The sequence below is a fragment of the Prevotella sp. P4-51 genome (assembly GCF_002251455.1).
In the GTDB taxonomy this organism is placed as follows: Bacteria; Bacteroidota; Bacteroidia; order Bacteroidales; family Bacteroidaceae; genus Prevotella.
The window spans coordinates 167,301-191,694 of record NZ_NPJM01000031.1; the positions used below are offsets into that span (position 1 = coordinate 167,301).

Annotated in this window: 23 protein-coding genes and 1 pseudogene; 21 read left to right on the forward strand and 3 right to left on the reverse strand. The window is 45.6% G+C overall.

What is annotated here, in order from left to right:
- The first annotated feature begins 103 nt into the window (after positions 1-103).
- From CIK94_RS03510 to CIK94_RS03530, 5 genes are all read left to right on the forward strand, one after another.
- Entirely contained in the window at positions 104-1,045 is a 942-nt protein-coding gene (locus tag CIK94_RS03510; protein ID WP_094388942.1) for a bifunctional hydroxymethylpyrimidine kinase/phosphomethylpyrimidine kinase, read from the forward strand.
- A complete protein-coding gene (pdxS, locus tag CIK94_RS03515) occupies positions 1,042-1,917 on the forward strand; it encodes a pyridoxal 5'-phosphate synthase lyase subunit PdxS (RefSeq protein WP_094421325.1) in 876 nt (291 codons plus the stop codon). Before CIK94_RS03510 ends, pdxS begins: the two co-directional genes overlap by 4 nt.
- Positions 1,914-2,474 (forward strand): pyridoxal 5'-phosphate synthase glutaminase subunit PdxT, encoded by a 561-nt coding sequence (gene pdxT / locus CIK94_RS03520; protein WP_094421327.1) that lies wholly within the window; start codon positions 1,914-1,916, stop codon positions 2,472-2,474. The genes pdxS and pdxT overlap by 4 nt, the downstream gene beginning before the upstream one ends.
- 120 nt (positions 2,475-2,594) lie before the next feature.
- Positions 2,595-5,408, forward strand: a complete 2,814-nt coding sequence (gene uvrA / locus CIK94_RS03525; RefSeq protein ID WP_094421329.1) for an excinuclease ABC subunit UvrA — start codon at positions 2,595-2,597, stop codon at positions 5,406-5,408.
- A gap of 4 nt (positions 5,409-5,412) precedes the next feature.
- Positions 5,413-6,294 (forward strand): glycosyltransferase, encoded by an 882-nt coding sequence (locus CIK94_RS03530; RefSeq protein ID WP_158216503.1) that lies wholly within the window; start codon positions 5,413-5,415, stop codon positions 6,292-6,294.
- On the opposite strand, the gene CIK94_RS03535 is transcribed toward CIK94_RS03530, so the two are convergent.
- On the reverse strand, positions 6,269-7,090 hold the full coding sequence (locus CIK94_RS03535) for an MBL fold metallo-hydrolase (protein ID WP_094388938.1): 822 nt from the start codon (positions 7,088-7,090) through the stop codon (positions 6,269-6,271). The genes CIK94_RS03530 and CIK94_RS03535 overlap by 26 nt on opposite strands.
- Before the next feature lie 121 nt (positions 7,091-7,211).
- Between CIK94_RS03535 and CIK94_RS14325 the strand changes: the two genes are divergently transcribed.
- On the forward strand, positions 7,212-7,382 hold the full coding sequence (locus CIK94_RS14325) for a hypothetical protein (protein WP_158216504.1): 171 nt from the start codon (positions 7,212-7,214) through the stop codon (positions 7,380-7,382).
- Between the two features lie 60 nt (positions 7,383-7,442).
- Here CIK94_RS14325 and CIK94_RS03540 read toward each other — a convergent pair whose 3' ends face one another.
- Positions 7,443-9,188 (reverse strand): phospho-sugar mutase, encoded by a 1,746-nt coding sequence (locus tag CIK94_RS03540; RefSeq protein ID WP_094421334.1) that lies wholly within the window; start codon positions 9,186-9,188, stop codon positions 7,443-7,445.
- Between the two features lie 122 nt (positions 9,189-9,310).
- Here CIK94_RS03540 and CIK94_RS03545 point away from each other — a divergent pair, with 122 nt between their 5' ends.
- The 15 genes and pseudogenes from CIK94_RS03545 to CIK94_RS03610 all read left to right on the forward strand — a co-directional run bounded on the left by CIK94_RS03545 (position 9,311) and on the right by CIK94_RS03610 (position 23,926).
- On the forward strand, positions 9,311-9,595 hold the full coding sequence (locus CIK94_RS03545) for a DUF4491 family protein (protein ID WP_094388936.1): 285 nt from the start codon (positions 9,311-9,313) through the stop codon (positions 9,593-9,595).
- Positions 9,592-10,062 carry a 23S rRNA (pseudouridine(1915)-N(3))-methyltransferase RlmH gene (gene rlmH / locus CIK94_RS03550; protein WP_094388935.1) on the forward strand — a complete coding sequence of 157 codons (471 nt, stop codon included), beginning with the start codon at positions 9,592-9,594 and terminating at the stop codon, positions 10,060-10,062. Before CIK94_RS03545 ends, rlmH begins: the two co-directional genes overlap by 4 nt.
- Positions 10,063-10,101: 39 nt before the next feature.
- A complete protein-coding gene (locus CIK94_RS03555) occupies positions 10,102-12,438 on the forward strand; it encodes a GH92 family glycosyl hydrolase (protein WP_094421336.1) in 2,337 nt (778 codons plus the stop codon).
- A 54-nt stretch (positions 12,439-12,492) separates the two neighbouring features.
- Positions 12,493-13,794: a glycoside hydrolase family 28 protein gene (locus CIK94_RS03560; protein WP_094421338.1), complete on the forward strand. Its 1,302-nt coding sequence runs from the start codon at positions 12,493-12,495 to the stop codon at positions 13,792-13,794.
- A 330-nt stretch (positions 13,795-14,124) separates the two neighbouring features.
- Positions 14,125-15,141, forward strand: a complete 1,017-nt coding sequence (locus tag CIK94_RS03565; RefSeq protein ID WP_094421340.1) for an SPOR domain-containing protein — start codon at positions 14,125-14,127, stop codon at positions 15,139-15,141.
- A complete protein-coding gene (locus CIK94_RS03570) occupies positions 15,141-15,674 on the forward strand; it encodes an FHA domain-containing protein (protein WP_094421342.1) in 534 nt (177 codons plus the stop codon). The genes CIK94_RS03565 and CIK94_RS03570 overlap by 1 nt, the downstream gene beginning before the upstream one ends.
- 78 nt (positions 15,675-15,752) lie before the next feature.
- Complete coding sequence (gene hisH, locus CIK94_RS03575) at positions 15,753-16,346, forward strand: imidazole glycerol phosphate synthase subunit HisH (RefSeq protein ID WP_094421345.1); 594 nt, start codon at positions 15,753-15,755, stop codon at positions 16,344-16,346.
- Positions 16,343-17,029 (forward strand): annotated as a pseudogene (hisA, locus tag CIK94_RS14715) (1-(5-phosphoribosyl)-5-[(5-phosphoribosylamino)methylideneamino]imidazole-4-carboxamide isomerase); the annotation flags it as partial. The gene hisH and the pseudogene hisA, both read left to right, overlap by 4 nt.
- Positions 17,030-17,050: 21 nt before the next feature.
- Positions 17,051-17,815, forward strand: coding sequence for an imidazole glycerol phosphate synthase subunit HisF (hisF, locus tag CIK94_RS14540; protein WP_254046130.1), 765 nt, complete (start codon positions 17,051-17,053; stop codon positions 17,813-17,815).
- A 3-nt stretch (positions 17,816-17,818) separates the two neighbouring features.
- Positions 17,819-18,460, forward strand: coding sequence for a bifunctional phosphoribosyl-AMP cyclohydrolase/phosphoribosyl-ATP diphosphatase HisIE (gene hisIE / locus CIK94_RS03585; RefSeq protein WP_094421349.1), 642 nt, complete (start codon positions 17,819-17,821; stop codon positions 18,458-18,460).
- Positions 18,461-18,476: 16 nt separating this feature from the next.
- Entirely contained in the window at positions 18,477-19,196 is a 720-nt protein-coding gene (locus CIK94_RS03590) for a cell division ATP-binding protein FtsE (RefSeq protein ID WP_022311445.1), read from the forward strand.
- A 44-nt stretch (positions 19,197-19,240) separates the two neighbouring features.
- Positions 19,241-20,563 carry an aspartate kinase gene (locus tag CIK94_RS03595; protein ID WP_094386876.1) on the forward strand — a complete coding sequence of 441 codons (1,323 nt, stop codon included), beginning with the start codon at positions 19,241-19,243 and terminating at the stop codon, positions 20,561-20,563.
- A 35-nt stretch (positions 20,564-20,598) separates the two neighbouring features.
- Positions 20,599-21,756: a diaminopimelate decarboxylase gene (lysA, locus tag CIK94_RS03600; RefSeq protein WP_094421351.1), complete on the forward strand. Its 1,158-nt coding sequence runs from the start codon at positions 20,599-20,601 to the stop codon at positions 21,754-21,756.
- A complete protein-coding gene (locus CIK94_RS03605; protein WP_094421354.1) occupies positions 21,753-22,895 on the forward strand; it encodes a glycosyltransferase in 1,143 nt (380 codons plus the stop codon). The genes lysA and CIK94_RS03605 overlap by 4 nt, the downstream gene beginning before the upstream one ends.
- Positions 22,892-23,926, forward strand: coding sequence for a hypothetical protein (locus tag CIK94_RS03610; RefSeq protein WP_022311449.1), 1,035 nt, complete (start codon positions 22,892-22,894; stop codon positions 23,924-23,926). The genes CIK94_RS03605 and CIK94_RS03610 overlap by 4 nt, the downstream gene beginning before the upstream one ends.
- On the opposite strand, the gene CIK94_RS03615 is transcribed toward CIK94_RS03610, so the two are convergent.
- The gene (locus tag CIK94_RS03615; protein WP_094386873.1) at positions 23,927-24,262 is read right to left on the reverse strand and encodes a cupin domain-containing protein; all 336 of its coding nucleotides are present in this window, start codon (positions 24,260-24,262) and stop codon (positions 23,927-23,929) included.
- Positions 24,263-24,394: the final 132 nt, after the last annotated feature.

The window sequence follows — 24,394 nt, forward strand, 5'->3', positions numbered from 1 at the left end:
CAAAGATTTTGCTAAATTGCTCGTTTTTATTGTCTTTTCAAGAACATTTCTTTGATATGTCAGAAATAATACGTTATTTTGCATAGCAAAAGGTAGACGAGCAATGGATACAATACTGACTATTACAGGTTCAGACAATACAGGAGGCTCTGGTGTTCAGGCGGACATCAGAGCCATTACTGAACTTGGAGGCCGTATGGTTTCTGTAGTCACTTGTATCACCATCCAGAATACGCTTGGTATTCAGGAGTTTTATGACATACCCGCCCAAGTAGTTGCAGACCAGATTGAAGCCATTGGGAATGATATGCAGCCCCCCATCGTCAAGGTTGGAATGGTGCGCAATCTCCAGACCTTATCGGTCATCATCAATTACCTCCGCCGATACAAGCCTTCATACGTTATCTATGACCCCGTCGTCTTTTCCAGTAACGGCGACCTGCTGATGGAAAGCCATCTCATAGGTATGATACGCCAGCATCTCCTACCCCTTTGTTCGCTGATACTTCTCAGAAGGAAGGAGTCTACGCTGGTATTAGGCAATACATCCCCAGACAATGTCTCACTGCTCGACGACACCCCTGTTCACGGATATTCCAACTTGCTTTCCACCGCCATTACTTATTATCTCTCGCAAGGCAACTCGATAAACGAGGCCATGCAGAAAGCATCCGAGTATCTGCGCATCCACGTTTCTCCCGAAGACAGTTCGCATAACCGCAGCACCGAACTCTACCGCGATTTCACCAAGGCCATAACCGCCTACCTCAAGCAGCGGAGCGATGTAGCCTATTATGCCGACTTCCTGAATGTCACCCCGCGCTATCTGGCCCAGGTTACAAACCGCATCAGCGGCATGACACCCAAAGCCATCATAGAGCAGCATTTGGAAGACGCAATCTGCAACGAACTTCTTAACACAGGGAAGACTATTCAGGAAATAGCCTATGAATACCAGTTCTCTTCACAGGCTCACTTTACCAAGTTCTTCAAACGTATCACTGGATATACTCCAAGTAATTATCGTAAAAATCATATACAATGACAACAGAAAGACAAATTTTGAACCGCAACTTGGCTCAGATGCTCAAAGGCGGTGTAATCATGGACGTAACAACCCCCGAGCAGGCACGTATCGCCGAAGCAGCTGGTGCCTGTGCCGTAATGGCATTGGAGCGAATCCCTGCGGACATCCGCGCAGCCGGAGGTGTATCACGTATGAGTGACCCCAAGATGATAAAGGGAATCCAGGAGGCTGTCAGCATTCCTGTAATGGCTAAATGCCGTATCGGCCATATTGCCGAGGCACAGATTCTGCAGGCTATCGAGATTGACTATATCGACGAGAGCGAGGTACTCTCTCCTGCCGACAATATCTATCACATCGACAAGACCCAGTTTGACGTGCCCTTCGTATGTGGTGCCAAGAATCTGGGAGAAGCCCTCCGTCGTATTGCCGAAGGCGCTACCATGATACGTACCAAGGGCGAGCCCGGTACAGGCGATGTCGTTCAGGCCGTTAGCCACATGCGCATGATGCAGAGCGAAATCCGTCGCATTACCAGCATGAGCAAGGATGAACTCTATGAAGCTGCCAAGCAACTCCAGGTACCTTACGACCTCATAGTCTATGTTCACGAGAATGGCAAGCTCCCTGTAATAAACTTCGCCGCTGGTGGTGTTGCCACACCTGCCGATGCCGCCCTCATGATGCAGTTGGGTGCGGAAGGCGTATTTGTTGGAAGCGGAATCTTCAAGAGTGGCAACCCTGCAAAGCGCGCAGCCGCCATCGTACAGGCTGTTACCAATTACAATGACCCCGTCAAACTGGCAGAACTGAGCGAAGACTTAGGCGAAGCTATGGTTGGTATCAACGAGCAGGAGATTGAACTGCTTATGGCAGAACGTGGCAAATGAGAGTAGGTGTATTAGCTCTCCAAGGAGCCTTCATCGAGCACGAACAGATGCTTCAGCACATAGGTGTTGAAGCATTTGAAATCAGACAGTTAAAAGATTTTCAACAACCCATCGACCGTCTGATTATCCCGGGCGGAGAAAGCACCACATTGCGCAAGTTGCTCAAGGATACAGGGCTCTTTACACCTATCCGCGAGCGCATCCTTGACGGAATGCCAGTCTTTGGAACATGCGCAGGAATGATACTTCTCGCCCAACACATCGAGAACGAGACCGACACCGGACTTGCCACCATGGATATTACCGTGCGTCGCAACGCCTACGGACGTCAGTTGGGCAGCTTTTATACCGAGTCTGAGTTCAAGGGCATCGACCATCCGATACCTATGACATTCATCCGTGCTCCATACATCCAGTCTGTGGGCGAGGGAGTAGAAGTATTAGCAACAGTCGATGGCAATATCGTGGCCGCACGCCAAGGTAGCCAGCTTGTTACCTCATTCCATCCCGAGCTCAATGACTCGGAAGAGATACACAGACTGTTCCTCAGCCTCTAAGATAATCATAATATTCTAACACAATCATCTTGGGCATTACAAATGGTAATCTTTAGCATACCCAAGGTGATTGTTTTTTTCCCAATCACCATTACTTAAGCATTACCAATTATTCTTCTTATGGACTATATAGAACTGAAAGGCGTAAGGGTCAACAACCTGAAAAATATCAATATATCAATCCCCCGCAACAAGTTTGTTGTCATAGCGGGAGTCAGTGGTTCGGGCAAGAGTTCATTGGCTTTCGATACGCTCTATGCCGAAGGACAGCGCCGTTATGTAGAGTCTCTCTCCAGTTATGCCCGTCAGTTCTTGGGAAGAATGAGCAAGCCCGAGTATGACTTCGTCAAGGGACTTCCTCCTGCAATTGCCATTGAGCAGCGTGTAATTTCGCGCAACCCGCGTTCTACCGTAGGTACATCTACAGAGATTTACGAATATCTGCGATTGCTCTTCGCACGTATAGGCAAGACCTTCTCTCCGATTAGCGGCCAGGAGGTAAAGCGTCATTCTACAGAAGACATCATAGCGTGCACCCACCAGTTTGCCGAGGGTACCCGCTTTCTGATATTGGCCCCTGTCCATGTGGCCGAAAACCGCACTCTGGCTCAGCAGTTGGAAATGTACCGACAGGGAGGCTACCAGCGCCTGTATGTCAATAAGGAGGTGCAGCGTCTGGACGACCTTCTCGCAAGCACCGAGCCCCTACCCGATGCCAAAGATATATATATAGTGGTCGACCGCCTTACCGTTTCGGCAGAGAATGACCAGGTGTCACGCCTGGTCGATTCGGCAGAGACCGCCATGTACGAAGGCAACGGCACCTGCGTATTGGTATTCATACCGTCCAACTTGTCCTACGAGTTCTCCACAAGATTCGAGGCCGACGGCATAACCTTTGAAGAGCCCAATGACAATATGTTCTCCTTCAACTCTCCTGTAGGGGCCTGCCCTACCTGCGAGGGCTTTGGAAGCATCATCGGCATCGACGAGAAACTGGTTATCCCCAATTCTACGCTGAGTGTCTATGAGGGATGCGTCAAATGCTGGCATGGAGAGAAGATGAAGGCTTGGAAGGAAGAGTTCTGCCGTCGCGCACAGAAAGACAACTTCCCCATCTTCACCCCCTACAATGCCCTGACCCAAGCCGAGAAGGATATGCTGTGGCATGGGTTGCCATCCGAGCAACACATGAACATTCATGACAAGGTTTGCATCGACTCTTTCTTCCAGATGGTCAAAGACAACCAGTATAAAATACAATATCGTGTGATGCTGAGTTGCTATCGTGGACGAACCACGTGTCCTGATTGTCGTGGCGGACGTCTGAAGAAGGAGGCCAACTGGGTAAAGATTAATGGGCGAAGCATAACCGACCTCGTACAGATGCCCATAGGCAACCTGCTGGAATGGTTCAGGAATCTGCAACTATCTGAGTACGAGCAGAAAGTAAGCAAACGTCTGTTGACAGAGATTACCAATCGTCTGGATTACCTGTGTCAGGTTGGGCTGCAATACCTCACGCTGAACCGCCAGTCCAACAGTCTGTCTGGAGGCGAATCTCAACGCATCAGCCTTACCACCGCCATCGGCAGTTCGCTTGTGGGTTCTCTTTATATCCTTGACGAACCGTCCATAGGACTTCACAGTCGCGACACCCAACGGTTGATAAAAGTTCTGAGAGAACTGCAGCAGTTGGGCAATACCGTGATAGTGGTAGAGCACGACGAAGAAATCATGCGTGCCGCCGACTACCTGATAGATGTCGGTCCCGATGCAGGCCAGCATGGAGGAAGCATCGTCTTCGAAGGCGATATGGCCCAGCTGTCTAAGGCTACCGTCAAGGACTATCCGCAGTCTTATACCGTGAAATATCTTACCGGTGAAGAGACAATAGCCATACCCGCATCGCGCCGTCCATGGAATCGCTCCCTGACGGTCAAGGGCGCCCGCATGAACAACCTCAGAGGCATAGACGTACAGATACCGCTCAATGTCATGACCGTCGTCACCGGTGTGTCGGGGTCGGGCAAGAGCTCTCTCATCAAGGGTATACTCTATCCCGCACTGAAGCGCAGACTCGATGAGGTTGCCGATTTGCCAGGAGAGTATCTGTCCCTCGAGGGCGACGTGGATTCCATCAAGCACGTCGAGTTTGTCGACCAGAATCCTATTGGCAAATCCACCAGGTCCAATCCGGCCACCTACGTCAAGGCATACGATGCCATCCGGCAGTTGTTTGCCGACCAGCCCCTTTCGCGCCAGATGGGATATACTGCCCAATACTTCTCGTTCAACGCCGAGGGCGGACGATGCGAGGAATGTAAGGGAGCCGGCGTCATCACGGTAGAGATGCAGTTCATGGCCGACCTGGTGCTCGAGTGTGAAGCCTGCCACGGCCGGCGGTTCCAAAAAGACATCCTCGATGTTACCTTCCACGACAAGAACATCTACGATGTGCTCTGCATGACCATATCCGAAGCCATCGACTTCTTTACCCAGTACAACCAACCAGTCATTGTCAACCGCCTGAAGCCTCTTCAGGATGTCGGACTTGGCTATATCAAGTTGGGACAGAGCTCTTCAACACTGTCGGGAGGCGAAAACCAGCGTGTCAAATTGGCTTACTTTATTGGGCAAGAGAAAGCCGACCCCACCCTGTTTATCTTTGACGAGCCTACGACCGGTTTGCATTTCCACGACATCCAGAAACTGCTCCACTCTTTTGACTCGCTTATCAAGCGAGGTCATTCCATACTGATTATCGAGCACAATATGGAGGTCATCAAGTGTGCCGACTGGGTCATCGACCTCGGCCCCGATGGCGGAGACAAAGGTGGCGGCCTGGTATTTGAGGGAACGCCAGAAAATCTGGCGACTTGCAAGGAAAGCATTACCGGCAAGTATCTGGCAGACAAACTCAAAGAAGCATAAAGATATGAAAGGACTGTCCATACTGATACCTGAATACAATTGCGACTGCACCCAGCTTGTGCGCGATTTGCACCGCCAGTGCGCCTCAGCCCTGTTGCCTTCTTGGGAGATTGTCGTTGCAGACGATGGTTCTATCGATGAGACTGCCGTCAATCAGAATCGCATCATCGGCACCTGGGACAATTGCACCTTCATACGCAACGAGCAGAATATGGGTCGTGCGGCTATCCGCAACTTCCTTGCCGAAAAAGCGCAATACGACCGCCTGCTCTTCATCGATTCAGATATGTGCATCGTGTCCGAAGACTTTGTGAAGACCTACCTTGCATCTTCAGCCCCAGTAATATATGGCAGCTATAGTATCGTGGGAAATCATGCGGGCAATCTGCGCTATGAGTATGAACGCCAAGCCGAGCACAGGCATCGGGCCTCGGTGAGACAACAGAACTGCTATAAAGACTTTCACACCTCCAACTTCTGCATAGACCGAAGCATCTTTATCGCCCACCCATTAGACGTTTCCTACGAAGGCTACGGATATGAAGACGTGGCGTATGGCGACCAATTGTGCCGAGCAGGCATTCCCATTCAGCATATTGACAATCCCGTGGGTTATTATGATTTTGAGACCAACGAATCATATATGCTAAAAGTAGAAGAGAGCCTGTTGACCCTGTACCGGCACCGCTCCCAACTGAAAGACTATTCCCGCATCATCGCCGTAACGGCAGTTGTCGAACGCATACACCTGCATCATCTGGCTGGAGCATTGTTCCGATTGGTACAGAACAAAATGCGGAGACAGATTGTGACCTGCCCCCGCTTGATGTTGTTCACGTTATATAAGATTGGGTACTATATTAATCTTGCTCGTTGTCAGAAGTAAGTTTGAATACACCTGTCGGTATCTTGCGTTTCAGTACATCCAGTTTCAAACTGCCTCCTATCGGTTTTCCGGCTTCTGCCAATGTCTGTTCTATGGTTATGCGTGCAAGTTCCGGATGATTGTTTTCTTCAGACAAATGGCACAACCATATATGTTTCAGCTTCTCTGAAGCCTCTTCGGCTATTACTTTGGCACAATTCTTATTGCTGAGATGTCCGTTGGGACCACTCACCCGCTGTTTGAGATAGGCCGAATAGGGACCGCTCATCAGCATGGCTTCATCGTGATTGGCCTCAATTATCAGGTAATCAGCGACGCTGATAGCCTTTCTGATTTCATCGGTAATTTCACCCACATCGGTTGCCAAGACTATTGTCATACCCTCATGCTCTATCTGGTAGCCCACGCAGTCCATACTGTCATGAGGCACATGGAATGAGGTAATGTTGAAATTGCCCAACTTCTGCATGACGCCATTTTCTATCACATGCTTGTTGCCAACCGGAACCTTGGCCCTTACACAGTAATTTCGCTCAATGCCATGATGGACCGTGGCCGTGGCGTAGACCGGAATATGGAAGTCCTTGCTGATACAGCCCACAGACTTGATATGGTCGGCATGGTCATGGGTGACGATGATATTCTGTATCTGCGACAGAGAAAGACCATAATTAGAGAAGTGTTTCTTCAGCGTTCGTATGCCGACACCGACATCAACCATCAGATTGTCAGTGTCATTATAAAAAAAATAGCAGTTACCACTGCTACCGCTTCCGAAAGATATAAAATTGAGCATTGTCGTTTTGTCTTTTTGAGATGCAAAACTACTCAAAAATGGCGAGATTACAAAACTTACCTACACTTTTTTCAAGCCGGTTCTTAATTCCGCCAAGCCCCTGTCTGATTCATTCTACCCCATGACCACCTACAAAGTGATTGCGAACTACGAGTTGCAGAAATCAAACCGTGAAAAATCTATTGCCAACCACGAAACCGTCATTTCAAACCTTGAAATTACCTTCAACATGGTTGGAAAAGAAATCAACATAATCACTGACGAAATTCAAGCACATAAAAAAGGTGTCTGATTGGTCAACATGACGACAATCAGACACCTAAATCTATTTATTGGCTATAGGAGCGTTGGGTTAGAGACCCAGCTGCTTCTTGATTTCCTCTATCTTGGCCATACCTTCCTCCTTGCAACGGGTATAGCATCCTGCGCACTTCATAGTGCCCTTGACCTCGAAGTAGAACTTAATCTTAGGCTCGGTTCCAGACGGTCTTACGCTAAGTTTGGTGCCATCCTCGCAGAACCACTGCAGCACATTGCTGGTAGCAGGCATATCAAGTTTGGTGACATTGCCCTCGCTATCGGTCTGGGTCAGGCTCTGGTAGTCCTTAGAACATACTATCTTGCTTCCTGCGAGGTCCTTGGGAGGATTGTTGCGGAAGTTGGTCATCATCTGCTTGATTTCGTCGGCACCAGTCTTGCCTGGCTTAACCACATTGATGGTAAATTCCTCAGAGAAGCCATACTCAAGATAGATTTCCATCAACAGTTCGTAGAGAGTCTTGCCCTTGTCCTTGGCATAAGCACAAATCTCAGCCAAGAGAGAACATGCAGAAACGGCGTCCTTGTCACGAACAAAGTCTTCGGCCATAAAGCCGTAGCTCTCTTCGCCACCACCGATAAACTGCTGCTTACCTTCAGAGATGGCAATCTCACGTGCAATCCACTTGAAGCCTGTGTAGCAATCGCGCATTTCGATATGGTTCTTCTCAGAAATCTTGCGGATAACCTCGGTGGTAACAATGGTCTTGACGATAAAGTCGGTGTCCTTCATCTTGCCCATTGCCTTGCGGTTGGTAATGATGTAATAGAGGAAGAGCAGACAGGTCTGGTTGCCATTGATAAGTATCCACTCGCCCTTGTCGTTCTTGCAGGCCATACCTACGCGGTCGGCATCGGGGTCGCTGGCCATAACGATGTCGGCGTCAATCTCCTTGGCGTCTCTGAGAGCCAGAGTCAGCGCCTCGCCATTCTCGGGGTTAGGAGAAACCACTGTTGGGAAATCGCCACTACGCTGCATCTGCTCCTTGACACAATGTACATTCTCAAAGCCCCATAACTTGAGTGACTGGGGAATCAGCATCATACCAGTGCCATGCAGAGGAGTGTAAACTATCTTCAGGTCTTTCTGACGCTTAATCACTTCAGGGTCGATGCATACAGTACGTATCTTCTCGAGGTATGCCTTGTCAATCTCTTCGCCGATAATCTGGATAAGGTCCTTGTTGGCAGCAAACTTCACGTCGGCTACAGTAACCTTGTTGACCTCGTCGATGATGCCGGTATCGTGGGGTGACAGCACCTGGGCTCCATCCTCCCAGTAAGCCTTATAGCCATTGTACTCCTTGGGGTTGTGGCTGGCAGTAATGTTAACACCTGCCTGGCATCCGAGATGGCGGATTGCGAAAGAGCACTCTGGAGTAGGACGCATATCGTCAAAGAGATATACCTTGATACCATTAGCAGAGAAGATAGCTGCTACATTCTCGGCAAAGAGGCGGCTGTTGTTGCGGCAGTCATGACATACTACAACAGAGATTTGCTCCTTGTCCTTGAAGTTCAGTTTAAGATAGTTGGCAAATCCTTGTGTTGCCATGCCAACTGTATAGATATTCATACGATTGCTACCAGCACCCATGATACCACGAAGTCCACCGGTACCAAATTCAAGGTCCTTGTAGAAACATTCGATGAGATTGGTCTTGTCTTCCGAAGCGATGAGCGCTTCTACCTCCTTACGAGTAGCCTCGTCAAAAGCAGGAGTTAACCATTGCTGTGCCTTTTCTGTACACTGAGCAATCAATTGTGCATTATTTTCCATATTACGTTAAATAAATTGTTATAGTCTGATGCAAAGATAACAAATTATATCCGTGATAATCGCCAATTAGACGATTTTTTTTTGTATTTTTGCAAGCAATAATCAATAAACGTGTATTTATTATGTTTTTCACCGGCTTGATAATCGCTTTCGGCACTTTTCTTATTATCGGAGTATTCCATCCGATAGTAATCAAGACCGAATATTATTTTGGTACCGGCCCATGGTGGGTATTCCTGGTGTTGGGGATTGGCGCCATAATAGCCTCGCTTTGCATAGCCCAGGTTATCCTATCCAGTCTTCTGGGAGTGATTGGGGCGAGTTGCCTATGGTCAATAGGCGAACTGTTTGAACAGAAAAAACGTGTAGACAAAGGTTGGTTTCCTAAAAACAAGAATCGCCAATGAAGTCATTATTAATTCTGGTTGGCAAAACCACGAACAAGCATTTTGCGGCAGGCATCAAGGACTATACCGAGCGCATCGGCCACTACATGCCCTTTGAGATAATCACCATACCAGAAATCAAGAACACCAAGAGCCTCTCTGAAGAGCAGCAGAAAGAGCGTGAAGGCGAGCTGATACTAAAACAGCTGCAAGCCTCAGATACGCTGGTGCTCCTGGACGAACATGGAGCAGAGTTGCGAAGCATAGAACTGGCCCAATGGCTCGAAAAGCGACAGCAGACATCGCGCCGCTTGGTGTTTGTGATAGGTGGCCCCTACGGTTTCTCTCCCGATGTCTATCAACGAGCCAACGACAAGCTGAGCCTCTCGCGGCTTACCTTCTCGCACCAGATGGTGCGTCTGGTATTTACCGAACAGCTCTATCGTGCTTGCACTATAATAAAAGGTGAGCCATACCACCATGAATAATAGACGACAAGAATAATAACTAATATCAGTAATATAATCATGAAGAAGAAAGTACTGCTTTTATCAGCTATCACAATGATGGTCATGTGCGCATCAGCCCAAGCGCAGCAACGCACAAGGTCGAGTTATGTTAACCCGATGATTGGTACAGCCGGTATGGGCCATACCTTTCCAGGTGCCTGTTCACCATTCGGTATCGTGCAGCTTAGTCCCGAGACCGACACCATTCCACAGAATGTGGATGGCAAGTATCAAACGGAGGTTTATTCCTATTGCGCCGGATACCAATATGACGACCCGACAATCGTAGGTTTCAGCCACACCCATCTGAGCGGCACTGGCCACAGTGACCTGGGCGACATTCTCATCATGCCCCAGACTGGCAAATTGCAGCTCAACCCCGGTACTGCAAAGGACCCCGACTCGGGCTATCGTTCACGCTATTCGCATGACACAGAAAAGGCATCGGTAGGCTATTACGAGGTGACTCTTGCCGACAACAATGTACGTGCGCAGTTTACCACCACTCCTCGCGTGGGCGTACATAAATATACATTCCCCGATGTAAGCGAGGCCCGCCTGATTATTGACCTCATGCACGGCATCTACAATTACGACGGCAAGGTGCTGTGGAGCACGCTGCGTGTGGAGAATGACACGCTGCTCACTGGTTATCGCATCACCAATGGATGGTCAAGAGCCAACTATACCTATTTTGCCATCAGTCTGAGCAAGCCTATCAAGACCTATGGCTATCGCGACATGAAGCAACTGAAGTACCGTGGCTTCTGGCGCAAGTTTGACATATACAACAATTTCCCCGAGATTGCCGGCCAGGGCGTTGTCACCTATTTCAACTTTGACAATACCGACCGCAAACCTATCACCGTAAAGGTTGCGCTTTCTGCTGTCAGCACCGAGGGCGCACTCAAGAACCTCAAAGCCGAAGCTGAAGGTTTGACATTCGAACAGGCCCGTGCCAAGAATGAGGCTCTGTGGGAAAAGGAGCTTGCATGTATTGATGTCGAAGGAAGCGAAGACCAGAAGGCTATGATATATACATCTTTATATCATACGCTGATTAACCCTTCCATCTACATGGACGTGGATAGAAAATACCGTGGTGTAGATGGCAACATCCATGAAGCCAAGGACTTTGACAATTACACTATCTTCTCGGTTTGGGATACTTATCGTGCAGAACATCCATTCCTCCAGTTGGTAAAGCCAAAGCACAACCTGAACATGGTAAAGTCTATGATAGCCCACCAGCAGCAGAATCGCCTGCACATGCTGCCGGTTTGGAGCCTCATGGGCAATGAAGGCTGGTGCATGACGGGATACCATGCTGTTACGGTTGTAGCCGACGCTCTCGTCAAGGGCGCCGCTCTCAATGCCGACGAAGCTCTCCGCGCTATGGACGAGACCGCCAACTGCTCTTACTTCCCAAGCGTTGACAAATACAAGGAATTGGGATATGCTCCATACGACAAAGACAAGACAGCAGCATCCAACACACTCGAGTACTCATACGATGACTGGACCATCTATGCCGCCGCTCTCAAAATGGGACGCAAAGACATTGCGGACAAATATGCCAAGCGTGCCTTGTTCTATCGCAATACTTTTGACAAGAAGATAGGCTTTGCCTCTCCACGTTATGCCAACGGCGAGTTCAAGAAAGACCTGGATCCATACCAGACTTATGACGAGGGATTCATTGAGGGCAACTCGTGGAACTTCTCCTTCCAAGCTCCTCAGGATGTCAATGGTCTCATGAAATTGTATGGAGGCGACAAGGCTTTCCAAAAACGTATTGACGAATTGTTCCAGATGCACTTGCCAGAGAAGTACTATGTGGACAACGAAGACATTACCGAAGAGGGACTGGTTGGCGGCTATGTACATGGCAATGAGCCCAGCCACCACATTCCCTATCTCTACGCCTGGACTTCAGCTCCATGGAAATCTCAAGAGCGTCTGCGTACCATTATGGATCAGATGTATAAGAACAATATCCGTGGTTTGAGCGGTAATGATGACTGCGGCCAGATGTCGGCATGGTATCTGTTCTCTGCCATGGGTTTCTATCCCGTCTGCCCTGGTAGCGACCAGTATGTCATTGGCGCTCCTTTCCTGCCTTATATGCAGATTAATCTTCCCAATGGAAAGACCGTCACTATCAAGGCTCCTGGAGTAAGCGATCGCAATCGCTATATCCGCAACGTCCGCATAAATGGCCGTCCTTACACCAAACTCTATTTTACACATGACCAGCTGGTCAATGGAGCTACTATCGAGTTTGACATGACCTCCAAGCCCAACAAGAGCAGAGGATTGAAGGCTACGGACAAGCCATATTCTATGACCAAATAATAATAACAAGAGGGGGCACGGTCATCGTGTCCCCTCATTTTTAATATACAAAAGATGAATTTATTACTATCAACCATTATCAGTATCCTTACCTTTGGCGCCGTGGCAGACAATGCTAAAACCAACAACGCGCAGGCAATCAATAAGGCAATAGAAGCTGCGGCCGAAAAGGGAGGCGGAAAGGTCGTGGTTCCTGCAGGTACATTTGTGACTGGCACCATTTACCTCAAAAGCAATGTCATGCTTGTTCTGGAACAGGGGGCAGTATTGAAAGGCTCCCCACGCCTTGAAGACTATCAATCGCTAAAGACAACACTTGATTTGTCTAAATATGAAAGCGGTGAAGGAACGGTAAACTATAACAGCGCTACAGACCCGGAATGGTCGCGCTCGCTTATATTTGCCATAGGTGTACATAATGCAGGAATATGTGGCGAAGGAACCATAGACGGCGACAATGTACGCAATCCAAAAGGTGAAGAACACATGCGTGGTCCTCACACTGTCCTATTGGCGGGCTGTAAGGACATGAGTTTCTGCGATTTCACAGTTAATCATTCGGCCAATTATGCATTCTTGGCCTATCAGATAGAAAGCACCCGCTACGAACGAATCAAAATCAATGGCGGATGGGATGGAATCCATGTGCGCGGAGCCAAGCGTCTCCATATTAGCAACTGTAACATTCATTCCGGCGACGATGCTTTGGCTGGTGGCTATTGGGAAAAAGCACAGATAACCAATTGCACGCTCAACTCATCTTGCAATGGTATACGCATGATAATGCCATCGACCAATGTACATGTATCTCATTGCCGATTTGAAGGTCCAGGTGTCTATCCACACATTACATCGGGCCGCACAGCGACAGAGTCTGCAATCAACATTCAACCCGGAGGATGGGGTAAAGCTCCCGGACGATTGGATGGTATATATATAAAGCATTGTATTATAAATAATGTACTGACTCCTATCTCTGTCACATTAAGTGAAGACAACACAGCTGGTACAATCGTCATTGATGACGTCAAGGCCACCAATGTCAACCATATGGCATTATCAGTAAAAAGTTGGGGAAGCGCTCTCACTGATTTAGTCTGCATGCGCAATGTGCATATGGAGTTCGTGGGAAAAGATGACCCTACCCTTCCCTCATGGTTTGACGGGAAAGATTTCAGCGAATGGCCAGTATTCCCCTGTTGGGGCATGTATTTTAGAAATATTGGGCAAGTAAAACTAAAGAACGTTACCCTCCAGCTGAAAGGAAAGGATTATCGCACACCCATAATCTATGACAACGTACATAAAAAGCCATCAACATCGGCTTGCAACATCATCACAAAAACCGCCAAGTAAATGATTGGCAATGTATATGGTATTAAAATAAAAAAAAGCGGTCAGCTTCACAGCGACCACTTTCACTCTTCAATAGGTATTAGCTATTCTAAGGTAAAAAGATTGTTTTCAGGATAACATTTGCAAAGATACGCTTTTTTTTTTAACTGCCAAATAATTCTTTTAACTTTTTCAAAAAAAAAGTTGCGAAAGGACAAAATCTTTCAAAAAAACAGCCCAAAATTGCAAACAACTGTAAATAAAGAGCATACGAAAGACACTAAAAAAATGTTGAAATAATTAATAATATTTATTTGGTATATCGGTCAATTATCCGTAACTTTGCAAATAATGATTGAACTCGAAAGACATATTGAAATCCTACTTTTGAGCAACGACTGTGTGATAGTCCCTGGTTTTGGGGGCTTCATGGCTCATCATGTAGATGCACGTTACGACGAACAGGAAAATCTCTTCTTGCCACCGCAGCGCACTATTGGCTTCAACCCACAGTTGACGCTGAATGATTCTTTGTTGGCTCAATCATATATCGAAGCATACGACATCAGTTATCCAGAAGCCTTGCGCCGTATAGAGGACGAGGTAAGAGAACTGCGTCAGCATATTGAGTGTAATGGCAGTTACGAGCTATATGATTTAGGTATTATTCGCCTGAACGAGTATGGCAAATATGAATTTGAGCCATGTGAAGCAGGAATTCTTACTCCTGAATTGTATGGGTTAAGTTCATTCATTATGAAGCCGATAGCATCTTCATCTGTCCAAACCATTCCGGCAGCTATTGACAAACCCGAAAAAGAGGCAAGCCCATTTGACATCTTGGTGGATAGCAACGAAGAAGATGAAGAACATGAGCGTACCATCAAATTGAGCACCTTGCGCAATATTGCCGTGGCATGCATAACCATCATCGCATTTTTCTTTATCTCATCACCTATAAATAATTCTGATGTGAATTCTAACGAAGCACGTATCAATACTGATATGCTCCTAAGAATTATGCCACGATGCGAGAATATAGAAAAGGCTCAACTAAAGTTAGACGTCGAGAATAAAGATTCCGTTGAGGCCGTTAAGAACACCATGGCAGAATCATCAGACACAATTAGCCATAGTCCTTATTATACTATTGTATTATGTAGCCGTGTAACAGTTAAAAATGCGAACGCATATGTTGAGCAGCTACACAGGCAAGGGCTCATGGAAGCTCGGGTGACAACGCAAGGAAACTATACCAAAGTGGTTTTAGGTCGCTTTTTATCTGAAAGAGAAGCCTCTTTAGAGGCTATTCGCATCCAGAAGAATACTGGCATCTCTGATTGTTGGGTAACTAAAATGAAAGACTGATGAAAAGAGTAAGATGCCCAAAATGCGATCAGTATATACTATTTGACGAAACCAAATACACAGAAGGCCAATCACTTGTTTTTGTATGTGACAGGTGCGGAAAACAGTTTGGAATACGTATGGGAGTTTCCAAATTACGACGTCTTCAACGTGATGAGAATCCCGAAGAAGAGGTAGAGGATACCACCTTCGGCTCGATTGTGGTAATCGAAAATGTTTTCCATTATAAGCAGATTATCCCTCTCCACATGGGAGAAAACATAATAGGCAGATACATGAAAGGGTCTGGCATAAACTGTCCTATTGAAACTGTCGACCCAAGCATAGATATGCACCATTGTATTATTACTGTACAACATGACAAAAATGGGGCATTAAAATATATACTCCGTGATGGACCAAGTTATACGGGCACATTTGTTGACAACGTAATCCTTGGCGACCGCGAACGTCGAGTCATACAGAACGGTACACTTTTCACCATTGGAGCCACAAGTATCATTCTCAAGACTCCTGATGGCGATGATGCGTAAAAAATATAACTAAACCTCACATATTTCAAAAGAAAATTGTATCTTTGCACTTGCAGAAATTGCTAAAGTGTAACGATATTGAAAATTGCGATAGTTAAATATAACGCCGGCAACATATTCTCTGTAGAAAACGCACTGAAACGATTAGGTGTTAACCCTATACTCACAGATGACGTTGAAGAATTAGCATCTGCCGACAAAGTTCTTTTCCCTGGACAGGGAAAAGCAAGTGTTACGATGTCCTATCTCCGAGCACATCGCCTGGACGAAGTTCTTGTCCATCTTACTCAACCAGTTTTGGGGATATGTATAGGCCAGCAGCTTATGTGTCGCCGTTCGGCTGAAGGTGACGTAGATTGCTTGGGCATATTTCCTATTGATGTAGAGAGGTTCCACCCTGAAAATAAAGAAGACAAAGTTCCTGCAATGGGTTGGAATCAACTTAATATTGTTAGCGACAACCCTCTGCTCAAAGGTCTCGGCGAACAATCTTATGCATATGTCGTACATAGCTATTACGTGCCAACATGTAAATGGACTACGGCAGAGGCATATCATATACTTCCATTTAGCGCATGCCTTTGCAAAGACAATTTCTATGCCACTCAATTCCACCCGGAAAAGAGTGGGAAAACAGGTGAAATCATTCTTAATAATTTCTTGAACCTATGATAGAACTTATACCTGCCATAGACATTATCAATGGTCAATGCGTAAGACTCACTTGTGGTGATTACGATGCTCAAACCGTATATAGCAAAAATCCAACTGATGTGGCGAAACATATTGAAAGTCTCGGATTTAAGCGTCTTCATGTCGTAGACCTGGATGGAGCGAAGTCACACCACATTGTCAATGAACACGTGCTCAAAGATATCACAAGCCAGACTCGATTAAAAGTAGATTTTGGCGGAGGGATAAAAACGCAGGAGGATATAGAAAAGGCTTTTGCAGCTGGTGCTTCTATGGTAACCATTGGCAGTGTAGCCGTTACCCAGCCTGAGCTTTTTGTTGAGTGGCTCAACCATTACGGAGCACATAGAATAATCCTCGGCGCAGACGTACGTTATGGAAAAATATCTGTCAACGGTTGGAAACAAGACTCAGAGATAGACCTCTTTGCTTTCTTGGAACAATACATCAACCAAGGTGTAACACAAGTGTTGTGTACGGATATCAGCAAAGATGGAACCCTTTCCGGACCTGCCATCGAGCTATATGCAGATATCATGAAACGCCATCCCACCCTGCACCTTATAGCCAGCGGTGGTGTTTCGTCGACTGCAGACATCCATAACCTTGCCAAAGCGGGCATTCCTTCCGTGGTATTCGGAAAAGCTTTTTATGAAGGGCGTATAGACACTCATAGTCTGTTTATTCCAAAGGGTATCACAAAGCGTATCATACCATGCCTTGATGTAAAAGATGGCAAGACTGTCAAAGGTACAAATTTCGTTAACCTGCGCGATGCTGGCGATCCAGTTGAACTGGGCAAGTCTTATAGCCTGGCGGGGGCGGACGAATTGGTATTTTTGGACATAACCGCCAGTGCAGAAGGACGTAACACTTTCACAGAAATGGTAACTCGGGTAGCATCAGAAATCAATATTCCTTTCACTGTAGGAGGAGGCATCAATACCATTGATGATGTTGAACGCTTGCTCTATGCCGGTGCTGATAAGGTGAGTGTTAATTCTGCAGCAATTAAAAATCCCCAACTCATCAATGACATTACTGGAAAGTTCGGTTCTCAAGTATGCGTTTGTGCAATCGACGCAAAATATGAAGAAGGCCAATGGAATTGTTATATCAAAGGAGGTAGAGAACGTACATCTCTAACCCTGTATGACTGGGCACGTGAAGTAGAATATAGAGGGGCAGGAGAAATACTTTTCACCAGCATGAACCATGATGGGGTTAAAGATGGTTTTGCCATTAATGCACTTTCACATCTCTCTGAGATACTTTCGATTCCAATAATTGCCAGTGGTGGCGCTGGAAGACCAGAGCATTTTAGTGATGTGTTTAAGAGAGGAAAAGCTGATGCTGCTCTGGCTGCAAGTGTTTTTCATTTTGGAGAAATATGCATACCTGAACTTAAACAATATCTTAATGGTCAACATATAAACGTGAGATTGTAAACAATGACAAATATTGACTTCGACAAGATGGGCGGACTGGTTCCTGCCATAATACAAGATGCAACGACTCGTAAAGTGCTTATGCTTGGCTTTATGAACAACGAAGCATATGAGAAGACCATCAACACTGGGAAGGTAACATTCTGGAGCCGTTCCCGCCAATGCTTGTGGACAAAAGGAGAGACTTCTGGCAACTTCCTTGAGCTGGTAAGCATGCAACTCGATTGCGATTGCGACACACTGTTAGTCAAAGCCAACCCATTGGGACCTACATGCCACAAAGGTACTGACACATGTTGGGGCGAAGACAATATAGCCGACCCAATCTTGTTTCTCTCCGAGTTGCAAGATTTTATTACAAACAGGTTTAAGCAGATGCCTGAAGGGAGCTATACCACAAGCCTTTTCAAGAAAGGCATAAACAAGATGGCGCAAAAGGTCGGCGAAGAGGCATGCGAAACCATAATTGAAGCAACCAACGGGACTAACGAGCATCTTGTTTATGAATCTGCAGACTTGCTATATCACCTTATAGTACTTCTCACCAGCAAAGGGTTAAGTTTGAATGATGTGGCCATAGAACTGAAGAAACGACATGACCCCGAATGGGACCGGCTACGTCGCATAGACAAGGCTAACAAATAAAACATATTAAGATATCATGCTAATAGAATATAATCACGTAAACATCTACCAACAAGATACTGTCATTCTTAAAGATGTCAATTTTGGCATCGACAAAGGTGAATTTGCCTATATCATCGGTAAGGTAGGTTCGGGCAAAAGTTCTTTGCTCAAGTCTCTCTATTGCGAACTCGACCTCTACAGTGAAGATTGCGAAAAAGCAGAAATACTTGGCCGCAACCTGTTAACATTACGCCGCAAGGATGTTCCGGAACTACGACGCCATTTGGGCATTATCTTCCAGGATTTCCAATTGCTTCATGACCGCTCTGTATATCAGAACCTTTTATTCGTTCTGAAAGCAACTGGTTGGAAAGACAAGGCGAAAGTAGAAGCACGTATAGATGAAGTTCTGGAAACTGTTGGTTTATCTGACAAAAAGAACAGCATGCCACACGAACTGTCTGGAGGAGAACAACAGCGCATCGTTGTTGCACGTGCGATGCTCAATCATCCCGACATCATCATCGCAGATGAACCGACGGGCAATCTGGATCCCGAGACAGCAGAATACATAGTACGTTTACTCAAGGATATCACCTTAACCGGAACGGCAGTGATTATGTCAACTCACAATATACAAATGCTCGACAAATTCCCCGGCATAGTATATCGTTGCCACGATGGAAGCGTCAAGGACGTAACAAGCGAATATAATAGTATGGATCTCAGTGAAGATGCCCAGACAACAGATTAAGTAATAGAAGTATAAACATATTTTTCAATTCAATACACAGTATTATGAAAGTAATGAAATTTGGAGGCACATCAGTAGGCTCTCCTGAAAGAATGAAGAATGTTGCACAACTTGTCACAAAGTCAAATGATCAGACATTTGTAGTTCTCTCAGCAATGAGTGGGACCACCAATAGCTTAGTCGAAATCAGCGACTACCTCTATAAGAAAAATCCTGAAGGGGCCAACGAGCATATTAATGCTCTCGAAAATACATATATGCGCCATGTGGAAACCCTTTATTCTACAGAAGAGTATAAAGAGAAAACACGTTCATTCCTTCGTGAAGAGTTTAACTATCTGCGTTCATTCACCAAAGACCTGTTTACTTCATTTGAAGAGAAGTCCATCGTCGCTCAAGGTGAAATCATCAGCACCAATATGGTTGCCAACTATATGCAGGAGCAAGGATTCAACGTATGCCTGCTTAACGCCTTGGACTTTATGCGTACCGACAAAAATGTCGAGCCAGACCCACATTATATCAAGGAGAAGCTAACGGATATCATGAATGACCATCAAGGTCATCAAGTATATATCACACAAGGATTTATCTGCCGTAACGCATACGGAGAAATAGATAATCTCCAAAGAGGAGGTAGTGATTACACTGCTTCTCTGATAGGAGTAGCACTTAACGCAGAAGAGATTCAGATATGGACCGACATTGATGGCATGCATAATAATGATCCACGTATCGTTGAGCACACGGAAGCCATCCCTCAACTCAACTTTGAAGAAGCCGCAGAGTTGGCTTATTTCGGTGCAAAGATTCTCCACCCTACCTGTGTACAACCAGCCAAATACGCAAGTATTCCTGTTCGTCTGAAGAACACATTGGATCCAGATGCTCCCGGAACCATCATTGACAATGTAATCATGCATGGCAAGATAAAGGCGGTGGCAGCAAAAGATAACATTACAGCCATAAAAATCAAATCATCGAGAATGTTACTTGCTACAGGTTTCCTCCGCAAAGTGTTCGAGATATTTGAGAGCTACCAGACTCCTATTGACATGATTGCCACCAGTGAGGTAGGCGTGTCAATGAGCATTGATAATGCCGCGCATCTTATGGAAATTGTAGATGAGCTTAAGAAATACGGTACCGTAACCGTTGATTCAGACATGTGTATCATATGTGTCGTTGGTGATTTGGACTGGAACAACTTGGGATTCGAGTCGTTAGCAACTCATGCAATGAAGGACATTCCTGTACGCATGATTTCATATGGCGGTAGCAATTACAACATTTCATTCCTCATTAAGGAAGCTGACAAGAAGAGAGCTCTGCAGAACCTTAGCAAAGAACTCTTCGAACAAGCATAAGTAGTTAAAGGACATATTGAAAAAAATCAGGATAAGTGAAAGGAACATTTCCAATAGACAAGTTTCAAAGCATTGAGACACCATTCTATTATTATGATACAGAACTGCTCAGGCGCACCTTGAATGTGATACACAAAGAGGTTGAACGTTATGAGCGGTTTGAAGTACACTATGCGATAAAAGCCAATGCCAATCACAAGTTGCTCAACATCATTTGTCAGGCAGGATTAGGAGCAGACTGTGTAAGCGGCGGTGAAATAGAGGCAGCAAGTAAAGCGGGCTTTCCTGCAAACAAGATTGTTTATGCGGGAGTCGGCAAGAGCGATTGGGAAATTCGTTTGGGCCTGGAGAAAGGCATATTTTGCTTTAATGTTGAGAGCCTTGCCGAACTTGAAATTATCCAGCAACTTGCTGCGGATATGAACAAGAAGGCAAATATTTGTCTTCGCATCAACCCAAATGTAGGCGCACATACCCACGCCAACATCACCACAGGACTTGCTGAGAACAAATTTGGTATTGCCTTGGGCGATATGATGGACGTGATTGAGAAGGCGCATCTTATGTCCCATATACATATAATGGGATTACATTTCCATATCGGCTCACAGATACTTGACATGGGCGATTTTGAAGCCTTGTGTAATCGCATCAACGACATCCAGAAGCAAATGGAGCAGCATAATATACGCATTGACGTTATTAACGTTGGAGGCGGATTGGGCATTGACTATGCCCACCCCAACCGCGTATCTATCCCTGATTTCAAGGCCTATTTTGAATGTTATGCCCGACATCTCAAGTTACGGCCATATCAGCATCTTCATTTTGAATTGGGACGTGCTGTCGTGGGCCAATGTGGAACTCTTATAACTCGAACCCTTTATGTGAAGCAAGGGACACACAAACAGTTTGCAATAGTAGACGCAGGAATGACTGATTTAATCCGCCCTGCGCTCTATCAGGCTTATCACAAGATAGAAAACATCAGTAGCGAAGCTCCTCTTGCCACCTATGATGTTGTTGGCCCCATCTGCGAATCAAGCGACGTTTTTGCGAAATCCATTGATATCAATAGTACTCATCGTGGTGATTTCATCGCCATCCGTAGCGCGGGAGCTTATGGGGAAGCTATGGCAAGCCATTATAATTGCCGACAACTACCTAAAGGATATATCTCTGAAGAATTATGATATTCGACACATTTACTATAGTATGTAGTTTGGTCGCGTTGTTCATTCTGCTTCTCGCATGGCTTTTCAACCCATTCCGCCGAAGAATTTTCAATGCGGAAGCTAATGAAGACACTACAGACAATCCCCCATTGTCGCTTGTCATCATAACTCAAGGCAATGCCCAAGCATTGGAGGAAAATCTCCCATTATGGTTAACTCAACGGTATAACGCAGATTTGCAGATAATCGTTGTTACCGACGAGGGGGACCATTATGCTGACGATGTATTAAAACGCATTGCTACAACGCATGATATTCACAGAACCTTCGTACCCCAAACATCACGTTACATGAGCAGAACCAAACTGGCTGTAACTTTAGGTGTGAAAGCGGCACATCACCAAATGGTAATGCTTGTCAATGCAGATTGTAGTCCTGCTTCGGATTTAACCCTGGCACTATTGGTACAGGCCAACAACCCATCTTCCTGCACCATGGTCATGCCTCTATCCCATTACCAAGAGCCATGCAAAGGCTTTTATCAGTTTGAGCATCTACATCGTTCACTTTACTATATGCATTCTGCCGTAAGTGGTGCCGCTTATGGTTCCAATTCTAACAGCCTGCTATTCTGTAAAGACATGTTCATGCAAGGTCAAGGCTTCTTAGGAAGCCTACACCTTATAGGTGGAGAATATGAGATTCTCACGAATCGATATGCCACAAGAGAAGAGACAAGCGTATTTGTTAATCCTAAAGCGCAGCTCATCCAGCAAACGCCATCGCGCCATATTTGGCGTAACCGTGCAGTTGCTGCATGGGAAATTCGCCGTCATCTTAAGCATGGTTTTATTACTCGCTTGACCTATATCACTGATCAGACTGTACTCCATCTTTCCTATATCGTCCTCATAGGTTTGGCAGTCGCAAGCGGAATTACACAGCATTGGATTTCATTGGGAGTTGCAGCCTTTCTGTTTTTGTGTTTACTCTTTACACGCATTATCCAGGCCCGAAAAGTTATTAGGCAATTGGATATCAAGATAAATACTTTTCTTATTCCCATCTATGAACTTCGTATCATCTGGCACAATGCGATGACTGCCCTTTTGCACAAGTTTACTGATAAGAATGAATTTACTTGTCACAAATTATGAAGATTGGTCTTTATATTTCCTCCAGCTGTGCAAAGGATCCTTTGGCCTATGCATTTGCCAACCTGTTGAGTGAAGGTTTGGGCAACAGAGTCCAGACACTGACCCGTCATGACAAGTTGGACCCCACCTTAGACCTTGTTCATATTTTGGGAGGAAATGACCTTTATTCTTGTAGACTCATTTCTACGACAGCCAGCAAACACATTCCATCTCTATATTCCCCTTTGGGCGAAATCCTTCCTTGGACCAACACTCAATCATCTATGCGGTTTGTATTACAAAAAAGCATGATGAAATCATCTCAAGCCATCCATGCTTGGAGCAGAACAGAGCAGAATTACTTGGAACGTATCCTTCAATGCGTTGACTTGGTATTTATTCCCAATGCAGTTGTAACACGAACCATTAGCAAAGAAGACATGTGTGACAAGTTTATTAAACTTTACCAGAAGATAATAGACACACATGTTGAAATGGCTATAGACCGCGGTTTGCGCCAAGACGTCTATTCATTGCTTCAGATTGGCCTTGACTATAATTTACTACAAGACAAACCATTCATTGGAGGTGTTACTTCAAGAATACAGACATTTTCAGAAGAGCAATGGCGCCATATTATGCTTTATTCCTATGACCAAGGTATAATAGATTACATACACAACGCCTTGGAGAGGCTACAGATACGCATACCCCTAATGGACATCAGACAGATAAAAACATTTGACAATAGCATTAGGCAGGCAGATTGCAATGAGGAAACAATCCAAACTGGAAATGCTACTGACATTGTCTATGCCACAATATCTAAAATTATAGAAGACAAGAAAAGGGGCTGCCCTCTCCTATCCCGTTATGCTTCATGTTATAAATTATTACATAACGCAGATTATGATGAGGACAAATTGGTAGAGATGCTTAAACGCAATCACCTCTTTCAAAAGGCCAAAAAACTTATGACCGATATGCAAGAGATAACCGGTCTTAGCGAAGGTTTTATCCCTGCGCTTCTCTACTCTGTACCCAATAACTAATTACTTGTTGTGCTGTGGCACTATGGCCAAATACACCAAATCGTGATCGGTTAGGTTCTCCATATAGTGCGAATGTCCCTCTGGACAATAATGACATTGCCCTACTCTTACCACCTCCGTTGTATCATCATAGTGGAAAGTAGCCTCACCACTTAAAATATAGATTACCTCGCTGTTGCCATTGTGGGTATGCAAACCAGTAGACGAGCCAGGACGAAGAGTAGAATACATTATTTTTACATTATCATCTGAAAAACTTCGAGAATCCAAAGGCCCCTTACCGCCCTTGAAATTCATCGTACGACATTCTTTAATGTCATCAAAGTCAATTACCATACTGCAACTATTAATAAGATTTTGATGCAAAGTTATAAAAATGTATGTAGTCAACACAATGGTTGACCATATTTTTTGGAATTGCACCGAAGAAATAGCATAAATCATTTTCGGTTTTCAGAATAAATAAGT

Excerpts from the sequence above, each read along its gene's own strand:
- CIK94_RS03510 (WP_094388942.1), top strand. The coding sequence starts at position 104 with ATGGATACAATACTGACTATTACAGGTTCAGACAATACAGGAGGCTCT.
- pdxS (WP_094421325.1), top strand. The coding sequence starts at position 1,042 with ATGACAACAGAAAGACAAATTTTGAACCGCAACTTGGCTCAGATGCTC.
- pdxT (WP_094421327.1), top strand. The coding sequence starts at position 1,914 with ATGAGAGTAGGTGTATTAGCTCTCCAAGGAGCCTTCATCGAGCACGAA.
- uvrA (WP_094421329.1), top strand. The coding sequence starts at position 2,595 with ATGGACTATATAGAACTGAAAGGCGTAAGGGTCAACAACCTGAAAAAT.
- CIK94_RS03530 (WP_158216503.1), top strand. The coding sequence starts at position 5,413 with ATGAAAGGACTGTCCATACTGATACCTGAATACAATTGCGACTGCACC.
- CIK94_RS03535 (WP_094388938.1), bottom strand. The coding sequence starts at position 7,090 with ATGCTCAATTTTATATCTTTCGGAAGCGGTAGCAGTGGTAACTGCTAT.
- CIK94_RS14325 (WP_158216504.1), top strand. The coding sequence starts at position 7,212 with ATGACCACCTACAAAGTGATTGCGAACTACGAGTTGCAGAAATCAAAC.
- CIK94_RS03540 (WP_094421334.1), bottom strand. The coding sequence starts at position 9,188 with ATGGAAAATAATGCACAATTGATTGCTCAGTGTACAGAAAAGGCACAG.
- CIK94_RS03545 (WP_094388936.1), top strand. The coding sequence starts at position 9,311 with ATGTTTTTCACCGGCTTGATAATCGCTTTCGGCACTTTTCTTATTATC.
- rlmH (WP_094388935.1), top strand. The coding sequence starts at position 9,592 with ATGAAGTCATTATTAATTCTGGTTGGCAAAACCACGAACAAGCATTTT.
- CIK94_RS03555 (WP_094421336.1), top strand. The coding sequence starts at position 10,102 with ATGAAGAAGAAAGTACTGCTTTTATCAGCTATCACAATGATGGTCATG.
- CIK94_RS03560 (WP_094421338.1), top strand. The coding sequence starts at position 12,493 with ATGAATTTATTACTATCAACCATTATCAGTATCCTTACCTTTGGCGCC.
- CIK94_RS03565 (WP_094421340.1), top strand. The coding sequence starts at position 14,125 with ATGATTGAACTCGAAAGACATATTGAAATCCTACTTTTGAGCAACGAC.
- CIK94_RS03570 (WP_094421342.1), top strand. The coding sequence starts at position 15,141 with ATGAAAAGAGTAAGATGCCCAAAATGCGATCAGTATATACTATTTGAC.
- hisIE (WP_094421349.1), top strand. The coding sequence starts at position 17,819 with ATGACAAATATTGACTTCGACAAGATGGGCGGACTGGTTCCTGCCATA.
- CIK94_RS03590 (WP_022311445.1), top strand. The coding sequence starts at position 18,477 with ATGCTAATAGAATATAATCACGTAAACATCTACCAACAAGATACTGTC.
- CIK94_RS03595 (WP_094386876.1), top strand. The coding sequence starts at position 19,241 with ATGAAAGTAATGAAATTTGGAGGCACATCAGTAGGCTCTCCTGAAAGA.
- CIK94_RS03605 (WP_094421354.1), top strand. The coding sequence starts at position 21,753 with ATGATATTCGACACATTTACTATAGTATGTAGTTTGGTCGCGTTGTTC.
- CIK94_RS03610 (WP_022311449.1), top strand. The coding sequence starts at position 22,892 with ATGAAGATTGGTCTTTATATTTCCTCCAGCTGTGCAAAGGATCCTTTG.
- CIK94_RS03615 (WP_094386873.1), bottom strand. The coding sequence starts at position 24,262 with ATGGTAATTGACTTTGATGACATTAAAGAATGTCGTACGATGAATTTC.